A 25,833-nucleotide genomic window follows, 5' to 3' on the forward strand; every position below is an offset into this window, starting at 1 on the left:
CCTCAGCCGGCGCGCGGTGGCGCGTCGGATTGGCGGCGGATCAGCGCATAGCCGATCTGGACGTGCGGCTCGGCAACCTCGCCAGGGGCGGCACTCTTGTCGAGGCGGAGCGCCTCGACGAGCAGCTCGACCGCCATCCGCGCCATGTCGGTGACGGGCTGGCGGATCGTGGTGAGCTCGGGCCAGATCGTCGTCGCGAGCGCCGAATCGTCGAAGCCGACCACCGCCAGATCGCGCGGCACGTCGAGCCCGCGGCGATGCGCGACGGCGATCGCCGCTGCCGCCATGTCGTCGTTCGCCGCGAAGATCGCGCTCGGCGGCTCGGGCAGGTCGAGCAGTCGCTCAGTCGCGTCGAGCCCCGAGCGATAGGTGAACAGCCCGTCGGCGACGAGCGCGTCGGTCGCGGGCAGGTCCAGATCGACCAGCGCCGTCCGATAGCCTTCGAGCCGCTCGGCACTGGCCGTCTGGTCGGGCGCGCCGGTGATGAAGCCGATCCGGCGATGCCCGAGGTCGCCGAGATGCCGCGTCATGTCATAGGCGGCCTGGCGATCGTCGATGCTGACCGACAGCGCCCAGCCCGGCGCACGCCCGGTCGAGATCGCCACCACCGGGATGCCGCGTTCGTGCAGCGCCTCGAGCACCAGCGCCGAATCGCACAAGGGCGGCGGCAGGATGATGCCGTCGATCCGCCCACGCGTGAGATGCTCGATCGCGGCGATCTCGGTGCCGGTCTCGCATTTTTCGATCACGATCTGGACGGTCTGGCGGCTCGCCTGGTCGAGGCAGCCGACGAGGAACTCGCTGAAATAGAAGAAGCTCGGATTGGTGTGGAGCACGCCGATCCGCATGTCCTCGCCCCCCGCCAGCATCCGTGCGGCGGTGTTCGGCGCGTAATTGAGCGCGGCGATCGCTTCCTCGACGCGCTCGCGCGTGGCCGCGCGGACGCTGCCTTTGTCGTTGATCACGCGAGAGACCGTCATCGGTGAGACGCCGGCGCGCGCCGCGACGTCGCTGACGGTGGGGACATTGTGCTGGCGACGCGAGCTGCGGGGTTCCTTCATTCGGGTCCTTTCGGCGACGACCCTATGGCGGAGCGGTGGCGCGCGGCAAGGCTGCACGTGTCGGGCGCGGTGCAAAGCGGGACAGCGATGTCGATCGCGCTTGCCCCACCCCCGTGCAATCGGGCATGCGCTCCCGATGACGTTTCAGGTCGATATGGGCCTCGACGCGGGCGGCGCTTCCGTTCCGATCGATCTCGAAGAATTGCTGGCGACGCGGTTGCTCGTGCAGGGCAATTCTGGCTCGGGAAAGTCGCATCTGCTGCGCCGGCTGCTCGAACGCAGCGCGGGGCAGGTGCAGCAGATCATCATCGACCCCGAAGGCGACTTCGTCACGCTCGGCGAAAAATACGGCCATATCGCGATCGCCGCGGCGGATTACTCGGTCGCCGAGGTCGCGCGCTTCGGCCAGCGCATCCGCGAACATCGGACCTCGGTCGTGCTCGATCTCGAGGGGCTCGAGATGGAAGGCCAGATGCGCTGTGCCGCGGCGTTTCTCGGCGCGCTGTTCGATGCGCCGCGCGAGCATTGGTATCCAGCGCTGGTCGTGGTCGACGAGGCGCAGGTGTTCGCGCCGTCGATGGGCGCCGAAGTGACCGAAGAGGTCCGCCGCGCGTCGCTCGGCGCGATGACCAACCTGATGTGCCGCGGGCGCAAGCGCGGCTTGGCCGGCATCATCGCGACGCAGCGCCTCGCCAAGCTCGCGAAGAACGTTGCTGCGGAAGCGTCGAACTTCCTGATGGGCCGCACCTTTCTCGACATCGACATGGCGCGCGCGGCCGATCTGCTCGGGATGGAGCGGCGCCAGGCCGAGCAGATCCGCGATCTGCCGCGCGGCACCTTCCTCGCGCTCGGGCCAGCAGTGTGTCGTCGCCCGATCGCGATCAAGGTCGGTTCGGTCGAGACCGGTTCACGCGGCGGCGGCCCGGTGCTGACTCCGCTGCCGCAGCCGCAGGCGAGCGACATGCGGCAATTCCTCTTCGCCGAGATGGAGGAGCCGGTCCGCCCGCCGCCCCCGCCGCCGCGCGCCGCTCCAGCCGAATATGTGCTCGACCAGATCGAGACCGTGCCCACGTCCGAGCCTGCGCGCGATGTTCCCAAGCGCGACCCCGAGGAACTCGCGCGCGTCGTCACCGACGTGCTGCGCGCGATCGTCGAGGATCGCGATTCGAGCACGCGGCCGGCGGCGGTGCTCTACCAGGATTTCCAGGTGCGCTGCCGCATGGTCGGCGTGCATCCAGCACCGCTGTCCTCCTCGGGCTTTTCGCGGCGACTCGCAGCGGCGCGTGCGGGGATCTTCGACGGGCTCGACGGTGACTGGGCCGAGGCGATCGCGATCGCGCACGATCTGCCCGACGAAATGCTCGGCTGTTTCCTGCTGATCGCACGGGCAGCACGCGAGGGGCTGCCCGCGCCGACCGACGAGGAGATCGCGCATACCTATGGCACGAGCTCGCTCGGCCGCGCGCGGCGCGTGATCGGCTATATCGAGGGGCGTAACCTGTTGGTGACGCGCGTCGATCTGTCGGGAAAACGCTCGCTGACGATTCCTGCGCTGGGCTGGACGACCGCGGCGGCCGACGCCGTATGACAAAGCGTTCAGATCGCGCGCAACCTGTTGCAGTGCGGCACGGCGCAGCCTAGGGGCGCTTGATGGCATCCGCCTCCTATCAGTCCACGTCGGATCGCCGCCGCGTTCGCGGGATCGTGCTTGCGCTCGTCGTCGAGGCGCTGGTCGGATTGCTGCTGCTCCAGCTTGGCACGGGTGTTTTCACCAAGGTCGAGAAACAGCCCAAGCTCACCACCTTCGACGTTCGGCCGATCGGCCCGCCGCTCGCCAAGACCGCGTCGAAGACCAAGGTCAAGCAGCAGCAGAAGAAGGTCGTGACGACCGCCTCGGCCGCGCCGCCGCCGCCGACCGTGCCGCCGATGCCCAAGGCGCCGCTCCCGTCGAAGCTGATCCAGCTGAGCCCGCAGGATTTCGCCGCGTCGGACATCGGCAAGATTCCGTCGGCCAAGGGCGAGGGCAGCGGCGAGGGCACGGGCAAGGACAGCGTCGCGGCGTATGGCCCGGGCGAGGGCCCTGGCGGCGGCTCGCTCTACAATGCCGAATGGTATCGCGAGCCGAGCGATGCCGAGCTCAAGCCGTACATGCAGGAATATATGAAAGGCGACGGCGGCTGGGCGATGATCGCGTGCAAGACCGCGCCCGATTATCATGTCGAGAATTGCCGCTCGCTCGACGAATCGCCGCCCGGCGGCGGCCTGTCGCGCGCGCTGCGGCTGGCCGCGTGGCAGTTCCGCGTGCGGCCGCCGCGCGTCAACGGCAAGCCGGTCATCGGCGCCTGGGTGCGGATCCGCTTCGACCTGATCTCCGGGTTCAAGAAGTAGCGGGCAACGCCTCGAGATAGGCGCGCACATCGTCGGCAATCGCGCGCGGCTTGCCGGTCGGCAGGTCGACGTTGACGATCGTCATGTCGATCGTGGTGTGCAGCGCGCCGGTCTCGGCATGGCAGAGCTCGAAGCGCTGCGTCAGGCTCGACGATCCGATCCGCGTGATCCGCACGAACGCTTCGATAGTGTCGCCCCAGACGAAGGGTTTCAGATAGTCGACCGCGGTGTGGCGGACGTGGAATTCGGTGTGCGTCCACGCCTCGCCAAGCGCTGCGCCGATCCCGGACCAGTCCCAGAAATCGGTCGCCGCAACATCGGCATATTCGAGATAGCGCGAGTTGAAGACGACCTTCTGGCCGTCGATCTCGGCATAGCGGACCTTGAAGCGGGTCGAGAAGGCAAAGTCGGGACGGGTCATCAGAATAGCAACTTCAGGCCGACCGCGGCGAGCACCGCGGCGAGGATGGGGGTGAGGAAGCGATCCGACACCCGGCTCGCCACCAGGCTGCCGACGATGATCCCGGGGACCGAGCCGATCAGCAGCGAGACGAGCAGCGCGCCATCGACCGAGCCGAGGATCCAATGCCCGATCCCGCCGAGCAGCGTCAACGGCACCGCGTGCGCGATGTCCGATCCGACCAGCCGGTTGACTGGCATCAGCGGGTAGAGAATCAACAGCGCGGTCATCCCGAGCGCGCCCGCGCCGACTGACGTCAGCGAGACCAGCACGCCGAGCACCGCGCCGAGTACAACCGTCAGCCGCGCGAGCCGCGCTGGCCGCACCGCGCCGAGCTGCTGGCTGAGGGCGGCGACAATTCGCCCACGGAAGATCGTCGCGATCCCCGACACGAGCAGCGTGATGCCGAGTGCGACCGAGATGACATGCCCGGTCTTGGCCGATTGCTCGCCGGCATAATGCAGGATGACGAGCGTCAGCAGCGCGGCGGGGACGCTGCCGGTGGCGAGTCGGCGCACTACGGTCCAGTCGACCGTCCCGCGCCAGCCGTGCACCGTCGTGCCGACGGTCTTGGTCGCCGAGGCATAGAGCAGATCGGTGCCGACCGCGGTCGCCGGGTGGAAACCGAACGCGATCACCAGCAGCGGCGTCATCAGCGAACCGCCGCCGACGCCGGTCAGCCCGACGAGCAGGCCGACGAGCACGCCGGCCACCGAATACAGCAGATTGATATGCATCGGCGCGTCGGTCAGCCCGTTTTCGCTGGCGTATTGACGCCCATCGACAGCAGGTATTTCTTCACGTTGCGCGCGGCCTGGCGCAGTCGCTGCTCGTTCTCGACCATCGCGATGCGCACAAAGCCTTCTCCGTTTTCGCCATAGCCCACTCCTGGGGCAACCGCGACGCGCGCGTGAGTCAGCAATTGTTTGGAGAACTCAAGGCTGCCTAAGTGCGCGAGCGCAGGCGGCAGCGGCGCCCAGGCGAACATCGATGCGCGCGGCGAGGGAATGTCCCACCCGGCGCGGCCGAAGCTGTCGACCAGCACGTCGCGGCGCTTGTGATAGAGCTCGCGATTCTTCGCGACGATGTCCTGCGGGCCGTTGAGCGCGGCGCACGCCGCAGCCTGGATCGGCGTGAAGGCGCCGTAATCCAGATATGATTTCACGCGGCTCATTGCCGCGATCAGCGTCTTGTTGCCGACCGCGAAGCCGATCCGCCAGCCCGCCATCGAATAGGTCTTGCTGAGCGAGGTGAATTCGATCGCGATGTCCTTGGCCCCGGGCACCTGCAGGATCGAGGGCGTCGGATTGCCGTCGTAATAGAGCTCGGAATAGGCGAGGTCGGAGATGATCCAGACCTTGTTCTCCTTCGCCCAGGCGACGAGCCGCTCGTAGAAAGCGAGATCGACCGCCTCGGCGGTCGGGTTCGACGGGTAATTGACGACGAGGATCGACGGGCGCGGCACGGTGAACGCCATCGCGCGCTCGAGCGATTCGAAATAGGCGTCGTCGGGCGTGGTCGGCACCGCGCGGATCGTCGCGCCTGCAATGATGAAGCCGAAGGTGTGGATCGGGTAGGACGGGTTGGGCGCGAGCACGACGTCGCCCGGCGCGGTGATTGCGGTCGCAAGGCTGGCGAGGCCTTCCTTCGAGCCCATCGTCACGACGACTTCGGTCTCGGGGTCGATCTCGACGCCGAAGCGGCGACCGTAATAATTGGCTTGCGCCTTGCGCAGGCCGGGGATGCCCTTCGACTGCGAATAGCCGTGCGCGTCGGGTTTGCGCGCGACTTCGATCAGCTTCTCGATGACGTGCGGCGGCGGCGGCAGATCGGGATTGCCCATCCCGAGATCGATGATGTCTTCGCCGGTCGCACGTGCTTCCGCTCGCATCGCGTTGACTTCGGCGATGATGTACGGGGGCAGGCGCTTGATGCGATAGAAATCGTCGGACATTGCGGAATTCCGGTTCGAGGAGACATTTCCTTACGTGGCCACCTTACGGGTTCGGCGGCGCTTCGTCACCCCGGCTTTGCGCCCAAGGGTGTTAGCGGGGTTGCTGGCAGGGCGGATCGGGCTAAGGTTGGCCGCGTAAAGCGTTGAGGATGCAATGGCCGATACCCCACCCCCCGCCATGCCGACCCTGGCCGATCTGCAGCATTGGACCTGGCTCCTGGGCCGTGCGCAGCAGATGATGATCGAGCAGGGCTTCGACGCGATGCGCGCGCGCGATCCCGTGCTCCCCGCGATCCCGGGCCTGACCGATCCCGAGACGCTGGCGCGCACGCGCGATTTCTGGACCGACAGCCTGACGCTGTGGCAGCGCCTGCTGATTCCCCAGGCCGAGCCGGTTGTCGAAACTCCGGCGCAGGCGCGCGACAAGCGCTTCAAGGATCCGCGCTGGCGCGAGAACCCGCTGTTCGACTGGATCCGCCAGAGCTATTTTCTGTTTTCGGACCAGATGCTCGCACAGGTCGAGGCGGTGCAGGGCGTCGACGACAAGCAGCGCGAGCAGATGCGCTTTGCCGCGCGCGGCTTCCTTGATGCGGTGAGCCCGTCCAACTTCCCGGCGACGAATCCCGAAGTGCTCGAGAAGACGCTCGAGACCGGCGGACAGAATCTGCTCAAGGGCCTGCAGAACATGCTCGCCGATCTCGCCAAGGGGCAATTGACGCATACTGATTCGACCGCGTTCGAGGTCGGTCGCAATCTCGCGATGACGCCGGGCAAGGTCGTCCACCGCACCGATCTCTACGAGCTGATCCAATATGCGCCGGCGACCGAGAACGTCCTCGCCACACCGCTGGTGATCTTCCCGCCATGGATCAACCGTTTCTACATTCTCGACCTGACGCCCGAGAAGAGCTTCATCCGCTGGGCGGTCGAGCAGGGCATTACCGTGTTCCTCGTCTCGTGGCGCTCGGCCGATGCGAGCATGAAGGACGTGGTGTGGGACGATTACATCGCCGCGCAGATCGAGGCGATCGAGCTGATCCGCGCCGGGCTCGACGTGCCGGCGGTCCACACGATCGGCTATTGCGTCGCGGGGACGACGCTGGCCGCGACGCTCGCGATCCTGGCGGCGCGCGGCGAGGCCGACACGGTCAAGAGCGCGACTTTCTTCACCGCGCAGGTCGATTTCAAGAATGCCGGCGAGCTGCTGCATTTCGTCGCCGACGATCAGCTCGCGCTGCTCAAGACGCTGACCACCGACGGCTTTCTCGACGGGCGCTACATGGCCTCGGTGTTCAACCAGCTGCGCGGGCGCGACCTGATCTGGAACTACGTCACCAACAATTATCTGCTCGGCAAGGACTATGCGCCGTTCGACCTGCTCCACTGGAACGGCGACACGACCAACCTGCCGGCGACGTGGCATTTGCGCTACCTGCTCGATCTGTACCGCGACAATCTGCTCGTCGAGCCCGGCGCGTTGAGCGCGCTCGGCGTGCCGATCGATCTCGGGCGGGTCGAGACGCCCGCCTATATCCAGGCGGGGCGCGAGGACCATATCGCGCCGCCCGAAAGCGTCTGGGTGATGACGCGGCATTTCAAAGGCGAGACCCGGTTCGTCCTCGCGGGATCTGGCCATATCGCCGGCGTGGTCAATCCGCCGAGTGCGGGGAAATACCAATATTGGCGCAATGCCGATTCGGTATCGTCGCTGGCGGAGTTCATCGCAGGCGCGGTCGAAACCAAGGGAAGCTGGTGGCCCGACTGGATCGCGTGGCTGCGCGATCATGGTGCCGAGACCGTCGCCGCAACGGGCCCGCGGCAACCTGGCGAGGGCAGCTTGCCCGTGCTCGACGACGCGCCGGGACGCTACGTGCGGGCGCGCTGATCGCGCCGGAAGGGCGTGTTATGCCAAATCGTTAGTTTATGTTGCAGTGCAACATTTATCTTGCCGGCATGCTGGCTTCTGTGTATATTGCGGTGCAGCAATAGAGCAGGAGCAATCCCGTCATGGCGATCAAAGATACCAAGTCCCCCGCGACCCAGCCGTCGATCAAATCGATTGCTGCCGCGGCCGCTGCGCCATCCGACTCGGTCCCTGCCGCACTTGCTGCCACCCCTGATCCCGTCGCTACCAAGCCCGTTTCTGCCAAGAAGCGGACTGCGGTCGCGGCAAAGCCGGTTCCGGTCGCCGCGGCACCCGTGACGGCCAAGCCGGCGCCCGCCGTCGTTGCCGCAGCGCCGCCGGCCGCCGCTCCCAAGCCAGTGGTTCCCGAGCCGGCGGCGCCAGCGCCAGTCGTCGCAGAACCTGCGCCAATCGCGATCGCGCCTGAGCCCGTCGCCCCGGCGCCCGCCAGTGTCCTTACCCCGTCCCAACCCCAACCCGTCGTCGCAGCCGCGGCGTCCATCGCTCAAAAGGAAGCCAAGATCATGGAAACCGTCCAGTCCGCCGCAGAAACCACCCAGGCCCGCGCGCAGGCGATGTTCGCCGACGTCAACGATCGCACCAAGACCGCGATGGAAAAGGGTTCGAAGATGATCGAAGAGATGAACGAATTCTCGAAGGGCAACATCGAAGCGCTCGTCGAATCGTCGAAGATCGCCGCCAAGGGCATCGAGACGATGGGCCAGGAAGCCGCCGAATATGGCCGCAAGCAGCTCGAGAGCGCGACGGCCGCTTTGAAGACGCTGTCGAGCGTCAAGTCGCCGACCGACTTCCTCAAGCTCCACAGCGATTACATGCGCAGCGCGTTCGATGCGATGGTCGCCGAGACCTCGAAGAACACCGAATCGATGCTCAAGCTCGCCGGTGAGATCACCCAGCCGATCTCGAACCGCGTCGCGGTTGCCGCCGAGAAGATCAAGGTCGCCGCATAAACGCTGCGATCCTTCGACGAGCGGGGGCGGTCCGGCGACGGGCCGCCCTTTTCGTATCCGCGCCTCTTGCCCTTCCCCCCGGCAATGCCATATTTTGGCGACACATGATCGACAGCACCCGAATCTCGATGGCGGAACGCCGTGACGATGGCACCGATGACGGGGATGGTACCGGCGCGGGTGTCGCGACGCGCACCCGGTCGAAGACCAAGGAGCCTACGCCGTATCGCGTGCTGCTGCTCAACGACGATTATACGCCGATGGAATTCGTCGTGCTGGTGCTCCAGCGCTATTTCCGCATGGACATGGAAGCCGCGACGCGCGTGATGCTCCACGTCCATCAAAAGGGCGTCGGGGTGTGCGGCACCTTCAGCTACGAAGTGGCCGAGACCAAGGTCACGCAGGTGATGGATTTCGCCCGGCAGAACCAGCACCCGCTGCAATGCACGCTCGAAAAGGCGTAAACGCGCGCGCCTGACATCGGTCGAGCCGGCGGTCAGCTCGCCGGCGGCAACCAGTCGAGATTGAGCTTGGCGTAGCGATCGACATAATTGGCGGTGCGCAGCATCGCACGCTCGTCGAGAAACGTGATCCGTCCGCTCTCGCGCGCGATCAGCGCCTCTTCCTCGAGCTGGCGCAGCATGCGGTTGACATGGACCGCGGTCAGCCCGGTCGCATCGCCGATTTCTTCCTGCGTCAGCCCGAGCACGAAGCTCGCCGCGCCATCGACGTCGCTGCGCATCCGGTTGCGCATCTCGATCAGGATCGCCGCGACGCGCGCCTTGGCCGAGGTGCGGCCGAGCGCCGCGAGTCGGTCGGTGAGCCCAGCGCGTTCGATCTGGTTATAGACCATGATCAACGCGGTCAGCCTCGGCTGCTCGGTAAACAGCGCGGCAAAGGTCGAACGCTCGAACGGCGCGACGACGCAATCGGACACTGCAGTGATCGTTTCGGGCGCCTCGCGATAGATCATGCTCGCTGCGGCCAGCATGTCGCCGGGGAAGTGGAAGCGCAGGATCTGCCGGCTGCCATCGTCGAGCAGCACCGAGCTCATCATCATTCCTTTACGCAGGATATAGATGTCGCTGGTGCGATCGCGCTCGCGGTGCAGCGTCATCCCGCGTCGGATCGGCCGCTCACGCTCCTCCAGCCGTTCCAGCGCAAGCCGTTCGTTTTCGCTCAACACTACCATCCCGGCCAAACGGTCGGCGAAACAACTTCCTGGCACGCGCGAAAAGTCCCCTTTGATTAGATGCACAAAGCAGCGCGCAAGAAACAATGCATTAAAGTCGATCAACCGGGCGAGAAGCGGGTCGGACCTCGTTCACAAGGTGTAACGTGCTTGCGCGTTTCAGGCGAGGCGATAAACGAAGTTATGGACCGTATTCTCATTCGTGGCGGCAACCGCCTTTCTGGCCGCATTCCGATTTCCGGGGCGAAGAACGCCGCGCTCACGCTGATGCCGTGCGCGCTGCTGACCGAAGAACCCGTCACGCTGCGCAACCTGCCGCGGCTCGCCGATGTCGACAGTTTCGGGCATCTGCTCAACCAGCTCGGTTGCTCGACGCGGATCGAGGGCGCGCGCCCGGAGGATTTCGGCCGTGTGATGACGATCCGCGCGGGCAAACTGACCGCGACCGAAGCGCCGTACGACATCGTGCGGAAAATGCGCGCGTCGATCCTCGTGCTCGGCCCGCTGATCGGCCGTGCGGGCGAGGCGACGGTGTCGCTGCCCGGTGGCTGCGCGATCGGCAATCGTCCGATCGACCTGCATTTGAAGGCACTCGAAGCGATCGGCGCGCAGCTCGAAATGGCGGCGGGCTATGTCAAGGCGATCGCGCCGGGCGGGCGGCTGTCGGGCGGGAAATACACCTTCCCGATCGTCTCGGTCGGCGCGACCGAGAATGTCGTAATGGCGGCCGTGCTCGCCAAGGGCGGCAGCCGGATCGAGAATGCGGCGCGCGAGCCCGAGATCGTCGATCTGTGCAATCTGCTCGTCGCGATGGGCGCCAAGATCAGCGGGATCGGCACCGAGACGCTGGAGATCGAAGGCGTCGATCGGCTCCACGGCGCGACCTATCGCGTGATGCCCGACCGGATCGAGGCGGGCAGCTATGCCTGCGCGGCCGCGATTACCGGCGGTTCGGTCGAGCTGGTCGGGATCAAGATGGACGACATGCGCGCGACCACCGCCGCGCTGATCGACGCGGGCGTGACGCTCGAGGAGCGCGGCGACAATCTGCTCGTTTCGGCATCGGGCGGGATCAAGCCGCTGACGTTGTCGACCGCGCCGTTCCCCGGCTTCGCCACCGATATGCAGGCGCAGTTCATGGCGATGCTGTGCATGGCCGACGGCGCCAGCGTGCTGACCGAGACGATCTTCGAGAATCGCTACATGCACGTGCCCGAGCTGGCACGGATGGGGGCGAACATCGAAGTGCATGGCCGCACCGCGGTGGTCCGCGGCGTGCCCAAGCTGACCGGCGCGCAAGTGATGGCGACCGATCTGCGCGCATCGATGAGCTTGATCATCGCCGGGCTCGTCGCCGAGGGCGAGACCCAGGTCAGCCGCGTCTATCACCTCGACCGCGGCTATGAGCGGCTCGAGGAGAAACTGAGCGCGGTCGGGGCCGATATCGAGCGCGTCGGCGACGGTTAACCCGCCGGGGCGCCCGCCACATAGGCATCGAGCGCCGCCAGATGCCCGGCGACCGCATCGTCGGGCAGGAACGACCCGAGAAAGCTGTTGCGCGCAAGCAGCGCGAGATCGTCGCGGTCGAGCCCGCGTGCCGCCGCCACCGCGCGGTAATTGTCGGCGATATAGCCGCCGAAATAGGCCGGATCGTCCGAATTGATCGTCGCGCGCAGCCCCTCGCGCAGCATCCGGTCGATCGGATGCGCGGCGAGATCATCGACCACGCACAGTTTGAGGTTCGATAGCGGGCACACCGTCAGCGTCATGCCGCTGCGCGCGAGGCGGGCGGTCAGCACCGGATCCTCGAGGCTGCGATTGCCATGATCGAGCCGGTCGACGCCGAGCAGGTCGATCGCCTGATAGACGTACTCGGGCGGGCCTTCTTCGCCGGCATGCGCGACGAGCTTGAGGCCGAGTGCGCGTGCGGCGGCGAAGACGCGTGCGAACTTTTCGGGGGGATGGCCGAGCTCGGACGAATCGAGCCCGACTGCGGCGATCCGGTCGAGCCAGGGACGCGCCGCCTCGAGTGTCACGAAGGCATCGGCCTCGTCGAGATGGCGCAGGAACGACAGGATCAGCTGGACCGACATGCCGTGCTTGGCCTGTGCTTCGTCGATCGCCGAGAGCAGCCCGGTGATCACCGTGTCGAACGCCACGCCGCGCGCGGTGTGCGTCTGCGGGTCGAACATGATCTCGGCATGGACGACGCCGTCGGCGGCGGCGCGATCGAAATAGGCGGCGGCGAGATCGTGGAAATCCTGGGCCTCGCGTAGGACGTCGGCGCCGGCATAATAGATGTCGAGAAAATCCTGCAGCCGCGAGAAGGCATAGGCGGCGCGCACGTCTTCGACACTGGCGAAGGGGATTGCGACGTTGTTGCGCTTGGCGAGCGCGAACATCAGCTCGGGCTCGAGGCTGCCCTCGATATGGAGATGCAGTTCGGCCTTGGGCAGGCCGGCGATGAAGTCGGATGTGGTCATGCCGCTATCATCGCCCGATCGCTGCGCTGCGGCAAGCGTTCAGCGTGTCCGCGTCCAGGTCTGGCGCTTGCAGCCGAACCCGGCGACCAGGCAGCCTTCGCCGACCAGCGTGTCGGGCCCGGTCTGTTCGATCGTTCCCGACACCGTCTGGCCGATATCGGGGATCAGCACGCTGCCGTTCCACAGCCCGCGGCGCTGCTCGACGAAATCGCTGAACAGCATCGCGCCGACCAGCTGGCCGCCACCACCGCGCGCCGCGTCGGCCTGCGCCTTGGGGCTCGCCCAGACGATCTTGCCGCACATCGCCCGCCCACAGTCTTGGAACACGACGCGGACCGACTTTTGCGGGTTGGTCCACAGGCCCTTGGGCGGCGCCGCCAGCGCCGCTGAAGGGAGCAGGGCCAGCGCGGCGGCGGCTATCGTCATCATCGTCGGTCGCATCGCGGACCTTTCGCAAGAGGAGTCTGCGGCGCTTTACCGCCGCAGACCTGTCCCTGCGTTGAACGCGTCAGATCGCGTCGAGCGCCTGCGCGAAATCGGCGATGAGATCGTCGGCATCCTCGACCCCGATCGAGATGCGCACGAGATTGTCGGTGATGCCGAGCGCCTGCTTGCGCTCGTCGGCGACCGACAGATGCGTCATCGCCGCGGGATGCGAGGCGAGCGTCTCGGTGCCGCCGAGCGACACGGCCAGCTTGGCGATCTTCAGCGCGTCGAGGAAGGCGAACGCTTCCTTCTCGCCACCCTTGACGATCAGCGAGAAGGTCGAGCCCGCGCCGGTGCAGTGCCGCGCATAGATGTCGGCCTGGCGCTCCATCCCGGGGCTGTCGGCGAGGAAGCCGAGATAGCCGACGCGCTCGACCTTGGGATGGCCGCGCAGGAAGCCGCACACCTTGACCGCATTCTCGCCGGCGCGGCTCATCCGCAGTTCGAGCGTCTCGAGGCTGCGCATCAGCATCCAGGCGGTGTTGGGGTCGCAGATCGTGCCGATCGTGTTGCGCATCAGCCGGATCGTGTTGATGTGCGCCTTCGAGCCCAACACGCCGCCGGCGACGAGATCGCTATGCCCGCCGGCATATTTGGTCAGCGAATAGACCACGATGTCGGCGCCATGCTGGAGCGGTTTGAGCCACAGCGGCCCGAGGAAGGTGTTGTCGATCGCGATCGGCGGCTTGGTGTCGCCGGTGAAGATCGCATCGCGACTCGCCGCCACTGCCTGGATGTCGACCAGTGCGTTGGTCGGGTTGGCGGGGCTCTCGAGATAGATCAAGGCGACGTTGCCGGCCGCGGCCTGGGTCATCACCGCGTCGATTTCCTCACGCGTCGCGCCCGCCGGGAAATCGAGCCACTTCACGCCGAAGCGGCCGAGGATCCGTGCGATCAGCGTCTCGGTCGCGGCATAAAGCGGGCCCGAATGGACGATCGTATCGCCGGGCTTGACCATCGACAGGAACAGCGTGGCGATCGCCGACATGCCGCTCGAGAAGACGAGCGCGTCTTCGGCTTCTTCCCACACGCCGAGGCGATCCTCGAGGATCTCCTGGTTGGGGCCGTTGAAGCGCGAATAGACGAGCCCTTCCGAGCCGCCCGGACGCTTGCCGGTCACGCCCTCGAAATGGCGCTTGCCTGCCGCGGCATTGGGGAAGACGTAGGTCGAGGTGGCGAAGATCGGGGGTTTCAGCGAGCCTTCCGACAGCGCCGGATCGTAGCCATGGCCCATCATCAGCGTCGACGGCTTCAGCTTGCGGTCGCCGATCTTCTCGATCGACGGCTTGGGCTTGGTGCGCGGCGCGACGCCGGTCAGATCGGCTTCGGTTTCGAGTTTGTCGGCCATGCTGCGTCCTCGCTAAAAATAGGGTAGGATCGTGTAACGCGCGATAGTGTCAATTGAAACCATCTGCGCGGTAGAGCGACGGGGGGACACGACATGGCGGTTGCGGTGGTTTCTGTACCGGTGAGCGATCCGGCGGCGGCGCTGACGTTTTATAGCGAAGTGATCGGGCTCGCGGTGCTGCGCGACGAGCCGATGGGGCCCGAGATGCGCTGGATCCAGCTTCAGCCCAAGGATGGTGGTGCGACGATCGCGCTGGTGACGTGGTTCGACGCGATGCCGCCGGGCGGGGTGCAGGGGCTGATGCTGGGGGTCGAGGATGTCGATGCCGAGTATGCGCGGATCGGCGCGCTGGGCGTGATGCTGTCGCCGGTCGATGCGCAGCCGTGGGGGCGGTTTACGATGTTGAACGACCCCGATGGCAACGGGCTGGTACTGGCCCAACTGACCGCGCCGGAGGAGTTTCGCACGCGGTAGCTGCTTTTTCCTCCCCTCCCTGGAAGGGAGGGGAGGAGAAAGGGGGGGAAGCTACAGCCCGATGATCGAGATCTGCCGCCCATAATCCGGCTCGCCGCGATGCGTCGCGCGGCGGAAGCTGAAGAAGCGCGCTTCGTCGGCATAGGTGTCGAGCCCGAGCATCGCGACGCGCATCACCCCCGCCGCGGCGAGCCGGTGCGCGACATAGGCTTCGAGGTCGAACTGGAAATGCCCATCGCGTCCTTCAGCGAAGAACCGCTCGTTCGCGGGATCGTCAGCCTCGAAGCGCTGCGCGAAGGCGGTATCGACCTCATAACTGGCGCGCGCGATGCACGGGCCGATCGCCGCGGCGATCCGCTCGCGCTTGGCGCCGAGCGCTTCCATCGCGAGCAGCGTTGAATCGGTCACCCCGCCCAGCGCGCCCTTCCACCCGGCATGCGCCGCGCCGACCACGCCCGCCGCGCGGTCGGCAAGCAGCACCGGCGCGCAATCGGCGGTGAGGATGCCGAGCGCGAGGCCCGGCCGATCGGTCACCAGCGCATCGCCGCGCGGGCGCTCGTCGAACGGCGCGCGCACCGTGATGCATTCGGCCGAATGGACCTGATACGGCGTCACCAGCGTCGCGCCTGGCATGACCGCCGCGCTCGCCCGCGCGCGATTCTCGGCGACCGCGGCGGCATCGTCGTCCGAGCCGATCCCGACGTTCAGCCCGGCATGGACTCCGCGCGAAACCCCGCCGATCCGGCCGAGAAAGCCATGCGACACACCGATGAGCGTTGCGGCGGTGATGACCTCGACGGGCACGCTCACAGCACCAGCCGCATCAGATTGTCGTCGTCGACCGTGGCGCCGACGCGGAACGCGATCCGGCCGATATCCTCGAACCCGTATTTTTCGTAGAAACGGTGCGCGCGGTGATTGTCGACATAGACGCTGAGGATCACCTCGCGCGCGCCATGTTCGCGCGAGAAATTGAGCGCCCACGCCATCAGCGTCTGCGCGACGCCCTGGCCGTGCCAGTCGGCGAGCACGTAGAATTGGTAGAGCTCGATCGCATCGGGTCGCCATTCGCCCGGAAAGGTGACCGGACCCATCTTCACATAGCCGATGATCTCCTCGCCCGCGAGCGCGACGCGGATCGTGAAATCGGGATCGGACAGCTGCGATGGCAGCCCGTTGGGGCCGAACGCTTCGTCGAGGAACGCCGACAGGTCGGACGCGCTGTAGAGCGTGCCGAAGGTCTCGACGAACGATTGGCGCGCCATTGCGGCGAGCGCCGGGCCGTCGATCGTGCGTGCGTCGCGATAGGAGATCATGCGAAACCTGCCGGGTTGGGCCAACCCGGCGCTGATACGGCGAGGACCTGGAAAAGGTCGCCCATTTCCTGTGTCAGCCGCGTTTTGTCGAGCGTGATTTCCTCGGTGCGGTCGGGCGCGGCCTTGGACAGAACGGCGGCGCGCGCGTCGATCCCGAGTGCCGTGAGGAATGCGCCCTGGCCGATCGGCCCGGCGACTGCCGCGCGCTCGACCAAGGCGGCGGCGGCGAGCGTGCCGAAATCGACATGCGCGGTGAGATCCTGCTCGCCGGGGTTTTCGTACGGGTTGGCATATTGGTGGCCGCGCACCGCTTGGAGCGTGTCGCCGAGCGCGGGGCCGTCATAGCCATAGTCGATCGCGAGCAGCGCGCCGCCTTGCGCGACGATGCGCTGGGCGAGCCCGCGCAGGATCGCGACGCTGGCGGGGGAGGTTTCGATCACCGACCCTGGCGTCGCATGGCGCAGCGTCTCGGGGACGACCGCGTCGGGGATCTGCTTTCCCGCGATCGGCAGGAACAGCGTGTCCTGGCAGGCGACGAGCCGCTCGAACCAGCCTTGCGCGCCCTTGACCAATTGGCGGATCGGCAGCGCGTCGAAGAATTCGTTGGCGACGATCAGCAGCGGCACGTCGGTCGGCAGCGTGTCGATCGAATCATGCCAGGTTGCACCGGGTGCGCGGGTCGCTTGCGCGGCGCGCAGCACCGGGCTCGTTTCGACGAAATGCACCGGCGGGGTGAAACCGGCCTTGGCCATCGCGCGGCACGCATCGGCGGCGAGCGTCCCGCGTCCTGGGCCGAGTTCGACCCACGCGACGTCGGGGCGGCCGGCGCGGTCCCATAGGTCGGCGCACCACAGGCCGATCAGCTCGCCGAACATCTGGCTGATCTCGGGCGCGGTGGTGAAATCGCCCGCGGTGCCGAGCGGATCGCGCGTGGCGTAATAGTGCGCGTTGGCGGTCGCCATGAACTGCGCGAGCGAGATCGGCCCGGCGAGGGTGATCGCGCGCGCGAGGCGATCGGCGAGGGAGGCTTCTTCTTCCCCCCTCCCGCTTGCGGGAGGGGTTGGGGGAGGGGAGTCTGAAACGGGCTTGGTCATCGTAGGATACGCACTGCCCTCCCCCAGCCCCTCCCGCAAGCGGGAGGGGAGTAAGAAGGGAGTAAGAACGAAGGTTACGCCACGCTCTGCCCGCCCGCGATCGGCTCGATGCGGTGGCGGCGGCCCTTGGCGGTGAGGACCAGATACAGCCCGCCGACGATCATCGGCAGCGTCAGCACCTGGCCCATATGGATCGTCGTCGCGAAGAAGGTCCCGCTGAACTGCGAATCGGGCTCGCGGAAGAATTCGACGATGAAGCGCGCGAGGCCGTAGCCGAGCAGGAACAGCCCGACGAGCTTGCCCGGCTCGTAGCGCGCCTTGGTCTTCCAGAAGGCGAACCACAGGACGAGGAACAAGGCGATCCCCTCGAGCGCCGCCTCGTACAGCTGGCTCGGATGCCGCGCGGGTTCGATCATGCCCGTCTGCACCGTGTCGCGAAACACGATCGCCCACGGCACGTCGGCGGGCTTGCCCCACAATTCGCCGTTCACGAAATTGGCGATCCGCCCGAAGAAAAGCCCGAACGGCACCGCGCACGCCAAATAATCGTGGATCCGCAGCCAATCGAGCTTCTGCGATCGCGCGAACAGGATGATGCCGATCGACGTGCCGATCATCCCGCCATGGAACGACATGCCGCCATCCCACAGCTTGAACAGCCCGAGCGAGGTCAGCAGATGCGGCGCGTAGAAGATCGCATAGCCGAGCCGCCCGCCGAGGATGATGCCGAGTGTCGCGTAGAACACCAGATCATCGGCGTGGCGCCGCGCCATCGGGCTGCCGGGCTGCGCGATCAGCTTGAGCAGATACCACCAGCCGAGCAGAATCCCGCTGATATAGGCGAGCGAATACCATTTGATCTGGAAGAAATGCAGGTCGATCGCCACTGGATTGAGGTGCAGATCGCTAAAATGCAGATGCGGATCGACGCCTGCCGTAGCGGCAGCGAGCAAGGGAAGGGCGGAGGGTAGGAACAAGGCTTTTCCCCTGGAATTTGCGCCTCCATAATGGCCCCAGGCGATAAGACCAAGTGGAGAGCGTGAATGCCGAGCAAACTCGATCAACGGATGGATTCCGCGCTCGCGCAGCTGACCGGCGCCGGCGGCCCGCTCGCGCTCGGCAGCGTCAGCGTCGACGGGAACGATCTCCCGCTGATCACCGGCGTGCCGCAGACGCTGCCGCCCTATTTCGCGCATTATTGCAACGAGCATGCCGCCAAGACCTTCCTCGTCGCGGGCGACGAGCGGCTGACCTTCGCCGAGGTCTATGCCGCCGCCGCACGCGTCGCGGCGACGCTGGTTGGCGGCCATGGTGTTGCGCCGGGGGACCGGATCGGCATCGCGATGCGCAATTCGCCGTCGTGGATCGTGCTCTACATGGGCATCACGATGGCCGGCGGCGTCGCCACGCTGCTCAACGGCTGGTGGCAGTCCGAGGAACTTGCCGCGGCGATGGCGGATGTCGAATGCAGCCTCGTCTTCGCCGATCCGCCGCGCACCAAGCGGCTCGCCGCGATCGCCGATCTCGACGTTGAGGTGGTGACGGTCGAGGACAGCCAGCCGCTCGCCGTCGCGCTGGCCGCGTTGCTGGGGGCGAGCGATGCCGCCTTGCCGAGCGTCGCACCGACCGATTCCGCGACGATCCTGTTCACCTCGGGCTCGACCGGCCAGTCGAAGGGCGCGATCAGCAACCACCGCGCGGTGACGCAGGCGGTCTACAACTATCTGGCGCAGGCCCTCGTCATGCTGTCGATCTCGACCGCGGACGGGGTCGCACCGCCGACGCAGCATGCGACCTTGCTCAACGTGCCGCTGTTCCATGTGACCGCGGAGGTGCCGGTGTTCCTCCAGAGTTTCGCCATGGGGCGCAAGCTCGTCCTCATGCCGAAATGGGATGCCGAGGAAGCGATGCGGCTGATCCAGGCCGAGACGGTGACCTATTTCGTCGGCGTGCCGCTGATGAGCTTCGAGATCCTGACCCACCCCAACCGCGCGCACTACGACCTGTCGAGCGTGTCTGATTTCGCCGCCGGCGGCGCGCCGCGCCCGATCGAGCATGTCCGCCGCATCTCCGAGGAAATGGGTGGGCCCAAGCCGCTGCTCGGCTATGGCCTGACCGAGACCAACGGCGCGGGCTGCGGCAATTTCCGCGACAATTACCTCGCCAAGCCCAATTCGACCGGCCGCGCCTCGCTGCCGCTGATCGACCTCGCGATCGTCGACGGCAACGGCAAGCCCGTCGCGCAAGGAGAGCGCGGCGAGGTGGCGATACGCTCGGTGTGCAACTTCACCAAATATTACGGCCGCCCCGATGCGACCGCGGCGGCGTTCACGGCCGATCGCTATTTCCTGACCGGCGACATCGGCTATCTCGACGAGGACCGCTATCTGTTCATCGTCGACCGCAAGAAGGACATCATCATCCGCGGCGGCGAGAACATCTCGTGCCAGGAAGTCGAGGCGGCGATCTACCAGCATCCCGCGGTCGCCGAGGCGGCGGTGTTCGGGCTCGCCGACGAGCGTTTCGGCGAGGTGCCCGGTGCCGTTGTCCTGCTGCGCGAAGGCGAGGCGCTGAGCACCGAGGATCTGTGCGCGTTCCTGTTCGAGCATATCGCGGCGTTCAAGGTGCCGGCGCGCATCTGGTTCGCGGGCGAAGCGCTGCCGCGGCTGGGGACCGAGAAGATCGACAAGGTCGCGATCCGCGCGAAATATCGCGCGATCGCGGCGACGGAGGGCTGAGCCCCGCCGCCGCCTGATCCCCGGCTATTGCAGGTGCGCGTGCTGGACGGTGGTCGATCGCATCGCCAGCGCCGTCTCCTCGGGCCGATAGGTCAGCAGCCGGCGCCCGAGCCGCGGGCCGATCCAGCGCTCGATCCCCATCGCCAGGCTGAAGCTCGCCGGCACGATCACCAGCGTCAGCACGGTCGAGAGCAACAGCCCGCCGATCACGGTGATCCCCATCGGCGCGCGCCACGATCCGTCGCCGCCGAGGGACAGTGCTGTTGGTATCATGCCGGCGACCATCGCTACCGTGGTCATCACGATCGGCTGCGCGCGCTTGTGCCCGGCATCGAGGATCGCGACGAACGGATCGACCCCCTTCGCCATCTCCTCGAGCGCGAAGTCGATCAGCAGGATCGAGTTCTTGGCGACGATGCCGAGCAGCATCAGCAAGCCGATCAGCACCGGCATCGAAATCGGGTTGCCGGTCACCAGCAAGGCGAGCAACCCGCCGAGCGGCGCGAGCATCAACGAGCCGAGATTGACGAACGGCGCGAGGATGCGGCGGTAGAGCAGCACCAGCACCGCGAAGACCAGCAGGATGCCCGACACCACCGCTGCGATGAAATTGTTGATCATCTCGGTCTCGAACTTCTGCTGGCCGAGTGTCAGCTTGCCGACGCCGATCGGCAGGTTGCGCAGGATCGGCAGCGCGTTGATCTGCGCCATCGCGGTGCCGCTGACGACGCCCGGCGCGCGATCGGCGCCGATCGTGATCTGGCGCTGCTGCGCGACGCGTTCGATCTTGGTCGGCCCCGCGCCGAAGCTGATCGCCGCGAGCAGCCCGAGCGGGACCGACCCGCCGCTCGCGGTCTGCACCGGTAGGTTCTGGATCGTCGAGAGGCGGGTGCGCGCGCTCTGGTCGAGCGCGACGCGGATCGGGACCTGCCGGTCGCTGAGCGAGAATTTGGCGCTGTTCTGGTCGATGTCGCCCAGCGTCGCGACGCGGATCGCGCTCGACAGGGCTGCGGTGGTGACGCCCATGCTCGCCGCGAGATCCATGTGCGGCGTGATGACGATCTCGGGGCGCTGCAGGTCGCCGATGATCCGCGGCGCGGTGATCGTCGGGAGGCGGCCCATCTGGCCGACCAGCGTTACCGCGGTCTTGCGCAGCAGATCGGGATCCGAGCCCGCCAACGTGATCGACAAATCGCGCCCGCTGCTGCCGCCGTTGCTCGAGCGGAACGAGACGCGCGCATCGGCGATCTGCGCCAGCCGCGGGGCGAGCGCGCGCTCGAAAGCGTTGCTCGACTGCGTCTTGTCGGGCTTGAAGATCGCGGTGACGCGCCCGCTGCCGACGCTCGCGCGCTGGTAGGTCGTCGCGACATCGGGCTGGCTTTGCAGCAGCTGCGCGACCTGATCGACCACCGCCTCGGTCTGCGCGAGCGTCGAGCCGGGGACGAGTTCGATCGTCGCGGTCGAGGCATCGCTGTCCTGGTCGGGCTGGAAGGTCATCGGCAGCGCGCCCGCGCACACCACCGTCAGCGCGAGCGCGGCCATCCCGCCGACCACCGCCGACCAGCGGTGCATCAGCGTCCAGCGCAACACCGCCATATAGACGTCCATGATCCGCCCCTCGCCATGCGCATGGCTCCCTTGCGCCTTGAGAAAATAGGCCGCGATCATCGGGGTGATCAGTCGCGCGACGGCGAGGCTCATCAGCACCGCGACGACGATCGTCAGCCCGAAATTCTTGAAGAACTGGCCCGAAATCCCCGGCATCAGTCCCACGGGCAGGAACACCGCGACGATCGCCATGGTGGTGGCGAGCACCGCGAGGCCGATCTCGTCGGCGGCGTCGATCGCCGCCTGATACGCCGATTTCCCCATCCGCATGTGGCGCACGATATTCTCGATCTCGACGATCGCATCGTCGACCAGCACGCCTGCGACGAGGCTCAGCGCGAGCAGGCTGATGCCGTTGAGCGTGAAGCCCATCAGGTCCATCACCCAGAAGGTCGGGATCGCCGAGAGCGGGATGGCGAGCGCCGAGATCACGGTCGAGCGCCAGTCGCGCAGGAAGACGAACACGACGATGACGGCGAGCACCGCGCCCTCGATCATCGTGTCGATCGCCGAGTGATATTGCATCTCGGTGTATTTGACCTGGTTGAAGATCAGCTGGAAATGCACCTTGGGATAGCGCTTCTCGAGGGCTGCGAGCTTGGCCTCGGCGCCGTGGAACACCGACACGTCCGACCCGCCCTTGGCACGCTGGAAATCGAAGCTCAGCACCGGCCGCCCGTCGAGCGCCGAGGCCGAGCGTTGCTCGGCATAGAGATCGCGCACCACGCCGAGATCGTCGAGCTTGACCGTCCGCCCGTTGCCAGCGCTGATCAGCGTGCGTCCGAGCTCGGACGCGGTGTGGGCGTTGCCTAGCACGCGCACCGCCTGTTCGGATCCGGCGAGTTGCGCGCGGCCGCCGGCGGCGTTGAGGTTGATCTGGCGCAACTGCAGATTGACGTCGCCTGCGGTCAGCCCCTGCGCCTGCAGCTTGAGCGGATCGAGGATCACGCGGATCTCGCGATTGACCCCGCCGTTGCGGTCGACGTTGGCCATGCCGGGGACCGACAGCAGCTCCTTCGCCACGGTATTGTCGATATACCAGCTGAGCTGTTCGATCGTCATGTCGGTGCCGATTGCGGCATAGCTCGCCAGATCGTTGCCGGTCGTGTCGGCGCGCGCGATCTGCGGCTCGAGGATACCGTCGGGCAAGGCGCTGCGCACCTGCTGCACTGCGCCGCGGACGTCCTCGACCGCGCGGTCGATCGGCGTGCCGATCGCGAGCTGGATGACGGTGGTCGACTGGCCCTCCGACACGGTCGAATTGATCTGGTCGATCCCGGCGAGGCTGCGCACCGCCGCCTCGATCTTAAGCGTGACCTGGTTCTCGAGCTCGCTCGGCGCCGCGCCGGGCTGGCTGACCGAGACGATCACCACCGGGAAATCGATGTCGGGATTGTCGTTGACCTGCATCCGCGCGAAGCTGACCATGCCCGCGACGGTCAGCATCGCGAACAGCACCAGCGCGGGAATGGGATTGCGGATCGACCAAGCCGAGATGTTGCGGAAGCTCATGCGAGGCTCGGCAGCGCAAGGTGGGGCATGGTCGCTATTCCGTACGGTTCATCGGCACATGTGATATAGTGTAGTATATCAGCAATACATAGCGAAAAATAGGAGAGGGCCGCGGGCTCGCGATCGCCGGATGTGCAACCGCCCGCGCATCGGCGCGACGCCGCAGAGATCAGACTAGGTCAGGTCAGTCGAGCGGGCAGCAGTCGGTTGCCTGGCCATGCTCGGCGGCGTCGGCGCCTGTCCCGATCCGGTCGGCGATCCGCGTCCAGGTCTCCGCGACGGTTCCGCCCAAACCTGCGGCAAGCGTCGCTTGCGACAGCGCGATCGAATGCGCCTGCGCTCCAAAGCGCGCGGTGAGATGCCGCACGAAATCGTCGATGGGATCAGACACTCGCGAACCTGTCCAAATCGGGGAGGCTTGCCCCACGCCACTCGAACGCCATCACGCTGCCCGGCATGGTGACGGCGCAGGATACGCCCGATCGTGGTGCAGTCCATCGGAAATCGGCGCGCTGCTCAGACGATCGGGCGGGGGCCGACCGTGCCATGCGTGATCCGGGAGCGAAGATCGCGCGCGAGCGTGAGCGGATTGAACGGCTTGGTCATCACCGCCAGGACCCCGGTCGCGCGATAGGCGTCGAGCCCCTCGGTCGACAGGGCCGCGGTCAGGATAATGATCGGCACGCTCGCAAGCCCGGGGTGGCGCGCGATGATCTGCGCTAGCTGCTGCCCCGACATATCGGGCAGCGTGCCATCCAGCAGGATAAGATCGAACCTTATCACCCCGTGGGTCAGCACCTCGATCGCGTCGGTCCCGGTATCGACCACCTGCACCGCGATCCCCGGGTCGAGCCGCAGCGACACCTCGATGATCGCGGCGATGTGGCGATCGTCTTCGACCACCAGCACGTTGAGCAGCGCGCTCCCGGACGCCCGCTCCGTCATGACGCCGCCAGCGAGGCCGCGAGGATGCCCGAACATCCCGTCCGCGCGACGATCAGATGCTCGATCAGCGCGATCCCCGCCGCGTCGGCGCGGCGGCGCAACGCGCGCGTCGCGATCCGGTCGCCCGAACTGGGCGCGAGCGCACCCGACGGATGGTTGTGCACGACGAGGATGCCCGCCGCGCGCACCGCGAGTGCCTGGCGGACGATCGTCGCGATCGGCAGGGTGACCGATTGCCCATCGCCTTCGCTGACCACGGCGTCCCGCAGCAAACGTCCCTGCCGATCGACGAAGAACACGCGCACCCGTTCGATCGCGCACCGCCCGATCGTCGCGACCAGATGGTCGCTCAGCGCTTGGTCGAGCGCGAAGGGTTGGCCCAGGCCGGGTCCCCGCCGGGGCGCCGCGCCCGGTGCGAATGGCGGACTGTCGCGATCGCGAGGATCACGATCTGCGGCACCGCCCAGAATGCGTTGGCGATCCAGTACAGCACGGTCACGACGTTCGGGTCGAGCAGCTTGATCAGATGCCCGAGCACGCTCAGGAACTGCAAGGCCGCCACCGCAATCGGCCAATAGCGATCGGCTTTCAGCATCACGCCACCAATCGCGAACAGCATCACGACATCGACACAGAAGATGCCGAGCTGAAAGCCACCCGGCATGGGTTTCGCATGGATCGACACCAGGACCGACGCGACCGCCCCCACAAGGAAGGTGACCGCGATGAGCCGCTCGGGCGCGCCCCCCCGAATCAGCGCAAAGCCACAGGTCAGCAGCGTCGCTAGAAGAAAGGCCAAGAGGATCATCGGCGATTGGTGGCAGATTATGCCGCCATTCTCCAGGCAGCCGATCGTGGAGGTCACGCGACGGCACGGAGCGTGTCGCGGCGTGGTGCTGAAACCCGCGCATCGGCACACGGCCAACTCGGTCCCCAATCCTCCGCAGTCGCGCCGAGGCCGGCGGCGATGCGGCCATAGGCCTGGTGACTTTCGACGATCGCGCTGCGGCCCTCCATATGCGCGGTGATCGCGCGCTTCAGTCCGGCCAGCACAGGCTCGACGGTATGCGGCGCCAGCCCCTGTTCGCTCTGCACGTCGAGCGTCTTGACGATCAGCGCGGCGGTTGCGCGGATCCCGGCATCGGCGGATTGCTCGGCGCTCTGGATCGCGGCGGCGACGGCAAGGATCGCCGCATACTGCGGATGGTCTTGTGGCCGTGTCGGCATGACTCTCTCCCCCGCCCGACGCTGCGCGCCGGAACGACTTTTGATGTTTCAAAAGGCGGGAGGTCTAGGCCGCGAGCCAGCGCAGAAAACTGGCGATGCCGAAGAGCATGCCCGCACCGGCCGCGATCGCGAAAAAGCAAAAGCCGATCGCAACCGCCGCGGCGAGCGTGAGCCACGCCCGTTTCACCATCGTCAAATCGTCCGGCCGCGTGCCGTCCAACACCTCCCTCACGAGCATCCGGAACCCCGACTGCGCATGGGGCGGTTCGGCGAACCGCCACTGCTCCGACGCCGAATCGTGGAGTTCGAACTCCTCGCGGCCGGCGTCGGGCTGAGCGGTCCCTGCCGGGATGGCCGGGGTGGTTTCCATCCCAAGAGATTCGCCCCCCGATAGATTGGGGGCGTCGCGGTCGATCACCGCGAACAGCTTGGCGGCATCGCGGCGGTCGCGCGCGCCGAGTTTGGTGATGGCGTCGCGGATATAGGAATCGACCGTGCCGCTCGCGATGCCCAGGTCGCGCGCGATCTCGTCCGAGCTCTTCAGCGCACGCACGCCGCGCAGACAGTCCATTTCGCGCGGCGTCAGCCGGGGTGACTTCGGTGCAGCGGCACCGGGTGGCTCGGTCATGGTCGCGGACCGTTTGATACGCTGTACTCCGATTCGTTCGCGGCT

27 protein-coding genes are annotated in these 25,833 nt (G+C 66.7%); 8 read left to right on the forward strand and 19 right to left on the reverse strand.

Going from position 1 to position 25,833, the window contains the following annotated elements; all coding sequences use genetic code 11:
- Positions 1-2: 2 nt before the first annotated feature.
- Positions 3-1,061 (reverse strand): LacI family DNA-binding transcriptional regulator, encoded by a 1,059-nt coding sequence (locus EAH76_RS14130; protein WP_140850902.1) that lies wholly within the window; start codon positions 1,059-1,061, stop codon positions 3-5.
- Between the two features lie 136 nt (positions 1,062-1,197).
- On the opposite strand from EAH76_RS14130, the gene EAH76_RS14135 reads away from it, so the two are divergent.
- Together EAH76_RS14135 and EAH76_RS14140 are read left to right on the forward strand one after the other, a co-directional pair.
- Positions 1,198-2,649: an ATP-binding protein gene (locus EAH76_RS14135; RefSeq protein ID WP_140850903.1), complete on the forward strand. Its 1,452-nt coding sequence runs from the start codon at positions 1,198-1,200 to the stop codon at positions 2,647-2,649.
- A gap of 62 nt (positions 2,650-2,711) precedes the next feature.
- Positions 2,712-3,449, forward strand: a complete 738-nt coding sequence (locus EAH76_RS14140; RefSeq protein ID WP_140850904.1) for a hypothetical protein — start codon at positions 2,712-2,714, stop codon at positions 3,447-3,449.
- Here the strand turns inward: EAH76_RS14140 and EAH76_RS14145 are convergent.
- Genes EAH76_RS14145 through EAH76_RS14155 form a run of 3 tightly spaced genes read right to left on the reverse strand, consistent with a single transcriptional unit; the run spans position 3,439 to position 5,863 of the window.
- Positions 3,439-3,870 (reverse strand): acyl-CoA thioesterase, encoded by a 432-nt coding sequence (locus tag EAH76_RS14145; RefSeq protein ID WP_140850905.1) that lies wholly within the window; start codon positions 3,868-3,870, stop codon positions 3,439-3,441. The two genes, EAH76_RS14140 and EAH76_RS14145, sit on opposite strands and share 11 nt — an antisense overlap.
- Entirely contained in the window at positions 3,870-4,646 is a 777-nt protein-coding gene (locus EAH76_RS14150; RefSeq protein ID WP_140850906.1) for a sulfite exporter TauE/SafE family protein, read from the reverse strand. Before EAH76_RS14150 ends, EAH76_RS14145 begins: the two co-directional genes overlap by 1 nt.
- Positions 4,647-4,657: 11 nt before the next feature.
- A complete protein-coding gene (locus EAH76_RS14155; protein WP_140850907.1) occupies positions 4,658-5,863 on the reverse strand; it encodes an LL-diaminopimelate aminotransferase in 1,206 nt (401 codons plus the stop codon).
- Between the two features lie 154 nt (positions 5,864-6,017).
- Between EAH76_RS14155 and EAH76_RS14160 the strand changes: the two genes are divergently transcribed.
- From EAH76_RS14160 to clpS, 3 genes are all read left to right on the forward strand, one after another.
- Positions 6,018-7,748 (forward strand): PHA/PHB synthase family protein, encoded by a 1,731-nt coding sequence (locus EAH76_RS14160; RefSeq protein WP_140850908.1) that lies wholly within the window; start codon positions 6,018-6,020, stop codon positions 7,746-7,748.
- Between the two features lie 122 nt (positions 7,749-7,870).
- Positions 7,871-8,737, forward strand: coding sequence for a phasin family protein (locus tag EAH76_RS14165; RefSeq protein ID WP_140850909.1), 867 nt, complete (start codon positions 7,871-7,873; stop codon positions 8,735-8,737).
- A gap of 128 nt (positions 8,738-8,865) precedes the next feature.
- Positions 8,866-9,201, forward strand: a complete 336-nt coding sequence (gene clpS / locus EAH76_RS14170; RefSeq protein WP_133192162.1) for an ATP-dependent Clp protease adapter ClpS — start codon at positions 8,866-8,868, stop codon at positions 9,199-9,201.
- A gap of 32 nt (positions 9,202-9,233) precedes the next feature.
- Here clpS and EAH76_RS14175 read toward each other — a convergent pair whose 3' ends face one another.
- Complete coding sequence (locus EAH76_RS14175; protein ID WP_140850910.1) at positions 9,234-9,929, reverse strand: Crp/Fnr family transcriptional regulator; 696 nt, start codon at positions 9,927-9,929, stop codon at positions 9,234-9,236.
- Positions 9,930-10,112: 183 nt separating this feature from the next.
- Here EAH76_RS14175 and murA point away from each other — a divergent pair, with 183 nt between their 5' ends.
- Positions 10,113-11,396: a UDP-N-acetylglucosamine 1-carboxyvinyltransferase gene (murA, locus tag EAH76_RS14180; RefSeq protein ID WP_140850911.1), complete on the forward strand. Its 1,284-nt coding sequence runs from the start codon at positions 10,113-10,115 to the stop codon at positions 11,394-11,396.
- On the opposite strand, the gene EAH76_RS14185 is transcribed toward murA, so the two are convergent.
- From EAH76_RS14185 to EAH76_RS14195, 3 genes are all read right to left on the reverse strand, one after another.
- Entirely contained in the window at positions 11,393-12,412 is a 1,020-nt protein-coding gene (locus EAH76_RS14185; protein ID WP_140850912.1) for an adenosine deaminase, read from the reverse strand. The two genes, murA and EAH76_RS14185, sit on opposite strands and share 4 nt — an antisense overlap.
- 39 nt (positions 12,413-12,451) lie before the next feature.
- Positions 12,452-12,853 carry a DUF2147 domain-containing protein gene (locus EAH76_RS14190; RefSeq protein ID WP_140850913.1) on the reverse strand — a complete coding sequence of 134 codons (402 nt, stop codon included), beginning with the start codon at positions 12,851-12,853 and terminating at the stop codon, positions 12,452-12,454.
- Between the two features lie 67 nt (positions 12,854-12,920).
- On the reverse strand, positions 12,921-14,246 hold the full coding sequence (locus tag EAH76_RS14195) for a cystathionine gamma-synthase family protein (protein WP_140850914.1): 1,326 nt from the start codon (positions 14,244-14,246) through the stop codon (positions 12,921-12,923).
- Positions 14,247-14,339: 93 nt separating this feature from the next.
- On the opposite strand from EAH76_RS14195, the gene EAH76_RS14200 reads away from it, so the two are divergent.
- Positions 14,340-14,720: a VOC family protein gene (locus EAH76_RS14200; protein ID WP_140850915.1), complete on the forward strand. Its 381-nt coding sequence runs from the start codon at positions 14,340-14,342 to the stop codon at positions 14,718-14,720.
- 51 nt (positions 14,721-14,771) lie between these two features.
- On the opposite strand, the gene pgeF is transcribed toward EAH76_RS14200, so the two are convergent.
- The 4 genes from pgeF to lgt all read right to left on the reverse strand — a co-directional run bounded on the left by pgeF (position 14,772) and on the right by lgt (position 18,107).
- Positions 14,772-15,530 (reverse strand): peptidoglycan editing factor PgeF, encoded by a 759-nt coding sequence (gene pgeF / locus EAH76_RS14205; protein WP_140850916.1) that lies wholly within the window; start codon positions 15,528-15,530, stop codon positions 14,772-14,774.
- Positions 15,527-16,036, reverse strand: coding sequence for a GNAT family N-acetyltransferase (locus EAH76_RS14210; RefSeq protein ID WP_140850917.1), 510 nt, complete (start codon positions 16,034-16,036; stop codon positions 15,527-15,529). Before EAH76_RS14210 ends, pgeF begins: the two co-directional genes overlap by 4 nt.
- Complete coding sequence (locus EAH76_RS14215; protein ID WP_431357991.1) at positions 16,033-17,130, reverse strand: class I SAM-dependent methyltransferase; 1,098 nt, start codon at positions 17,128-17,130, stop codon at positions 16,033-16,035. Before EAH76_RS14215 ends, EAH76_RS14210 begins: the two co-directional genes overlap by 4 nt.
- Before the next feature lie 74 nt (positions 17,131-17,204).
- Positions 17,205-18,107, reverse strand: a complete 903-nt coding sequence (lgt, locus tag EAH76_RS14220) for a prolipoprotein diacylglyceryl transferase (RefSeq protein ID WP_140850918.1) — start codon at positions 18,105-18,107, stop codon at positions 17,205-17,207.
- A 66-nt stretch (positions 18,108-18,173) separates the two neighbouring features.
- Between lgt and EAH76_RS14225 the strand changes: the two genes are divergently transcribed.
- On the forward strand, positions 18,174-19,868 hold the full coding sequence (locus EAH76_RS14225) for a class I adenylate-forming enzyme family protein (RefSeq protein ID WP_194151006.1): 1,695 nt from the start codon (positions 18,174-18,176) through the stop codon (positions 19,866-19,868).
- Positions 19,869-19,892: 24 nt separating this feature from the next.
- On the opposite strand, the gene EAH76_RS14230 is transcribed toward EAH76_RS14225, so the two are convergent.
- The 7 genes from EAH76_RS14230 to EAH76_RS14260 all read right to left on the reverse strand — a co-directional run bounded on the left by EAH76_RS14230 (position 19,893) and on the right by EAH76_RS14260 (position 25,788).
- On the reverse strand, positions 19,893-22,988 hold the full coding sequence (locus tag EAH76_RS14230) for an efflux RND transporter permease subunit (protein ID WP_140850919.1): 3,096 nt from the start codon (positions 22,986-22,988) through the stop codon (positions 19,893-19,895).
- A 184-nt stretch (positions 22,989-23,172) separates the two neighbouring features.
- Entirely contained in the window at positions 23,173-23,379 is a 207-nt protein-coding gene (locus EAH76_RS14235) for a hypothetical protein (protein WP_140850920.1), read from the reverse strand.
- 125 nt (positions 23,380-23,504) lie between these two features.
- Positions 23,505-23,933 carry a response regulator gene (locus EAH76_RS14240; RefSeq protein ID WP_161989037.1) on the reverse strand — a complete coding sequence of 143 codons (429 nt, stop codon included), beginning with the start codon at positions 23,931-23,933 and terminating at the stop codon, positions 23,505-23,507.
- The gene (locus tag EAH76_RS23940) at positions 23,930-24,400 is read right to left on the reverse strand and encodes a JAB domain-containing protein (RefSeq protein ID WP_277754284.1); all 471 of its coding nucleotides are present in this window, start codon (positions 24,398-24,400) and stop codon (positions 23,930-23,932) included. The genes EAH76_RS14240 and EAH76_RS23940 overlap by 4 nt, the downstream gene beginning before the upstream one ends.
- On the reverse strand, positions 24,283-24,741 hold the full coding sequence (locus EAH76_RS14250; protein ID WP_140851011.1) for a hypothetical protein: 459 nt from the start codon (positions 24,739-24,741) through the stop codon (positions 24,283-24,285). Before EAH76_RS14250 ends, EAH76_RS23940 begins: the two co-directional genes overlap by 118 nt.
- Before the next feature lie 53 nt (positions 24,742-24,794).
- The gene (locus tag EAH76_RS14255) at positions 24,795-25,160 is read right to left on the reverse strand and encodes a hypothetical protein (protein ID WP_140850923.1); all 366 of its coding nucleotides are present in this window, start codon (positions 25,158-25,160) and stop codon (positions 24,795-24,797) included.
- Between the two features lie 64 nt (positions 25,161-25,224).
- The gene (locus EAH76_RS14260) at positions 25,225-25,788 is read right to left on the reverse strand and encodes a helix-turn-helix domain-containing protein (RefSeq protein WP_241659697.1); all 564 of its coding nucleotides are present in this window, start codon (positions 25,786-25,788) and stop codon (positions 25,225-25,227) included.
- Positions 25,789-25,833: the final 45 nt, after the last annotated feature.

The organism is Sphingomonas glacialis (genome assembly GCF_006439055.1).
Taxonomy (GTDB): domain Bacteria; phylum Pseudomonadota; class Alphaproteobacteria; order Sphingomonadales; family Sphingomonadaceae; genus Sphingomonas; species Sphingomonas glacialis_A.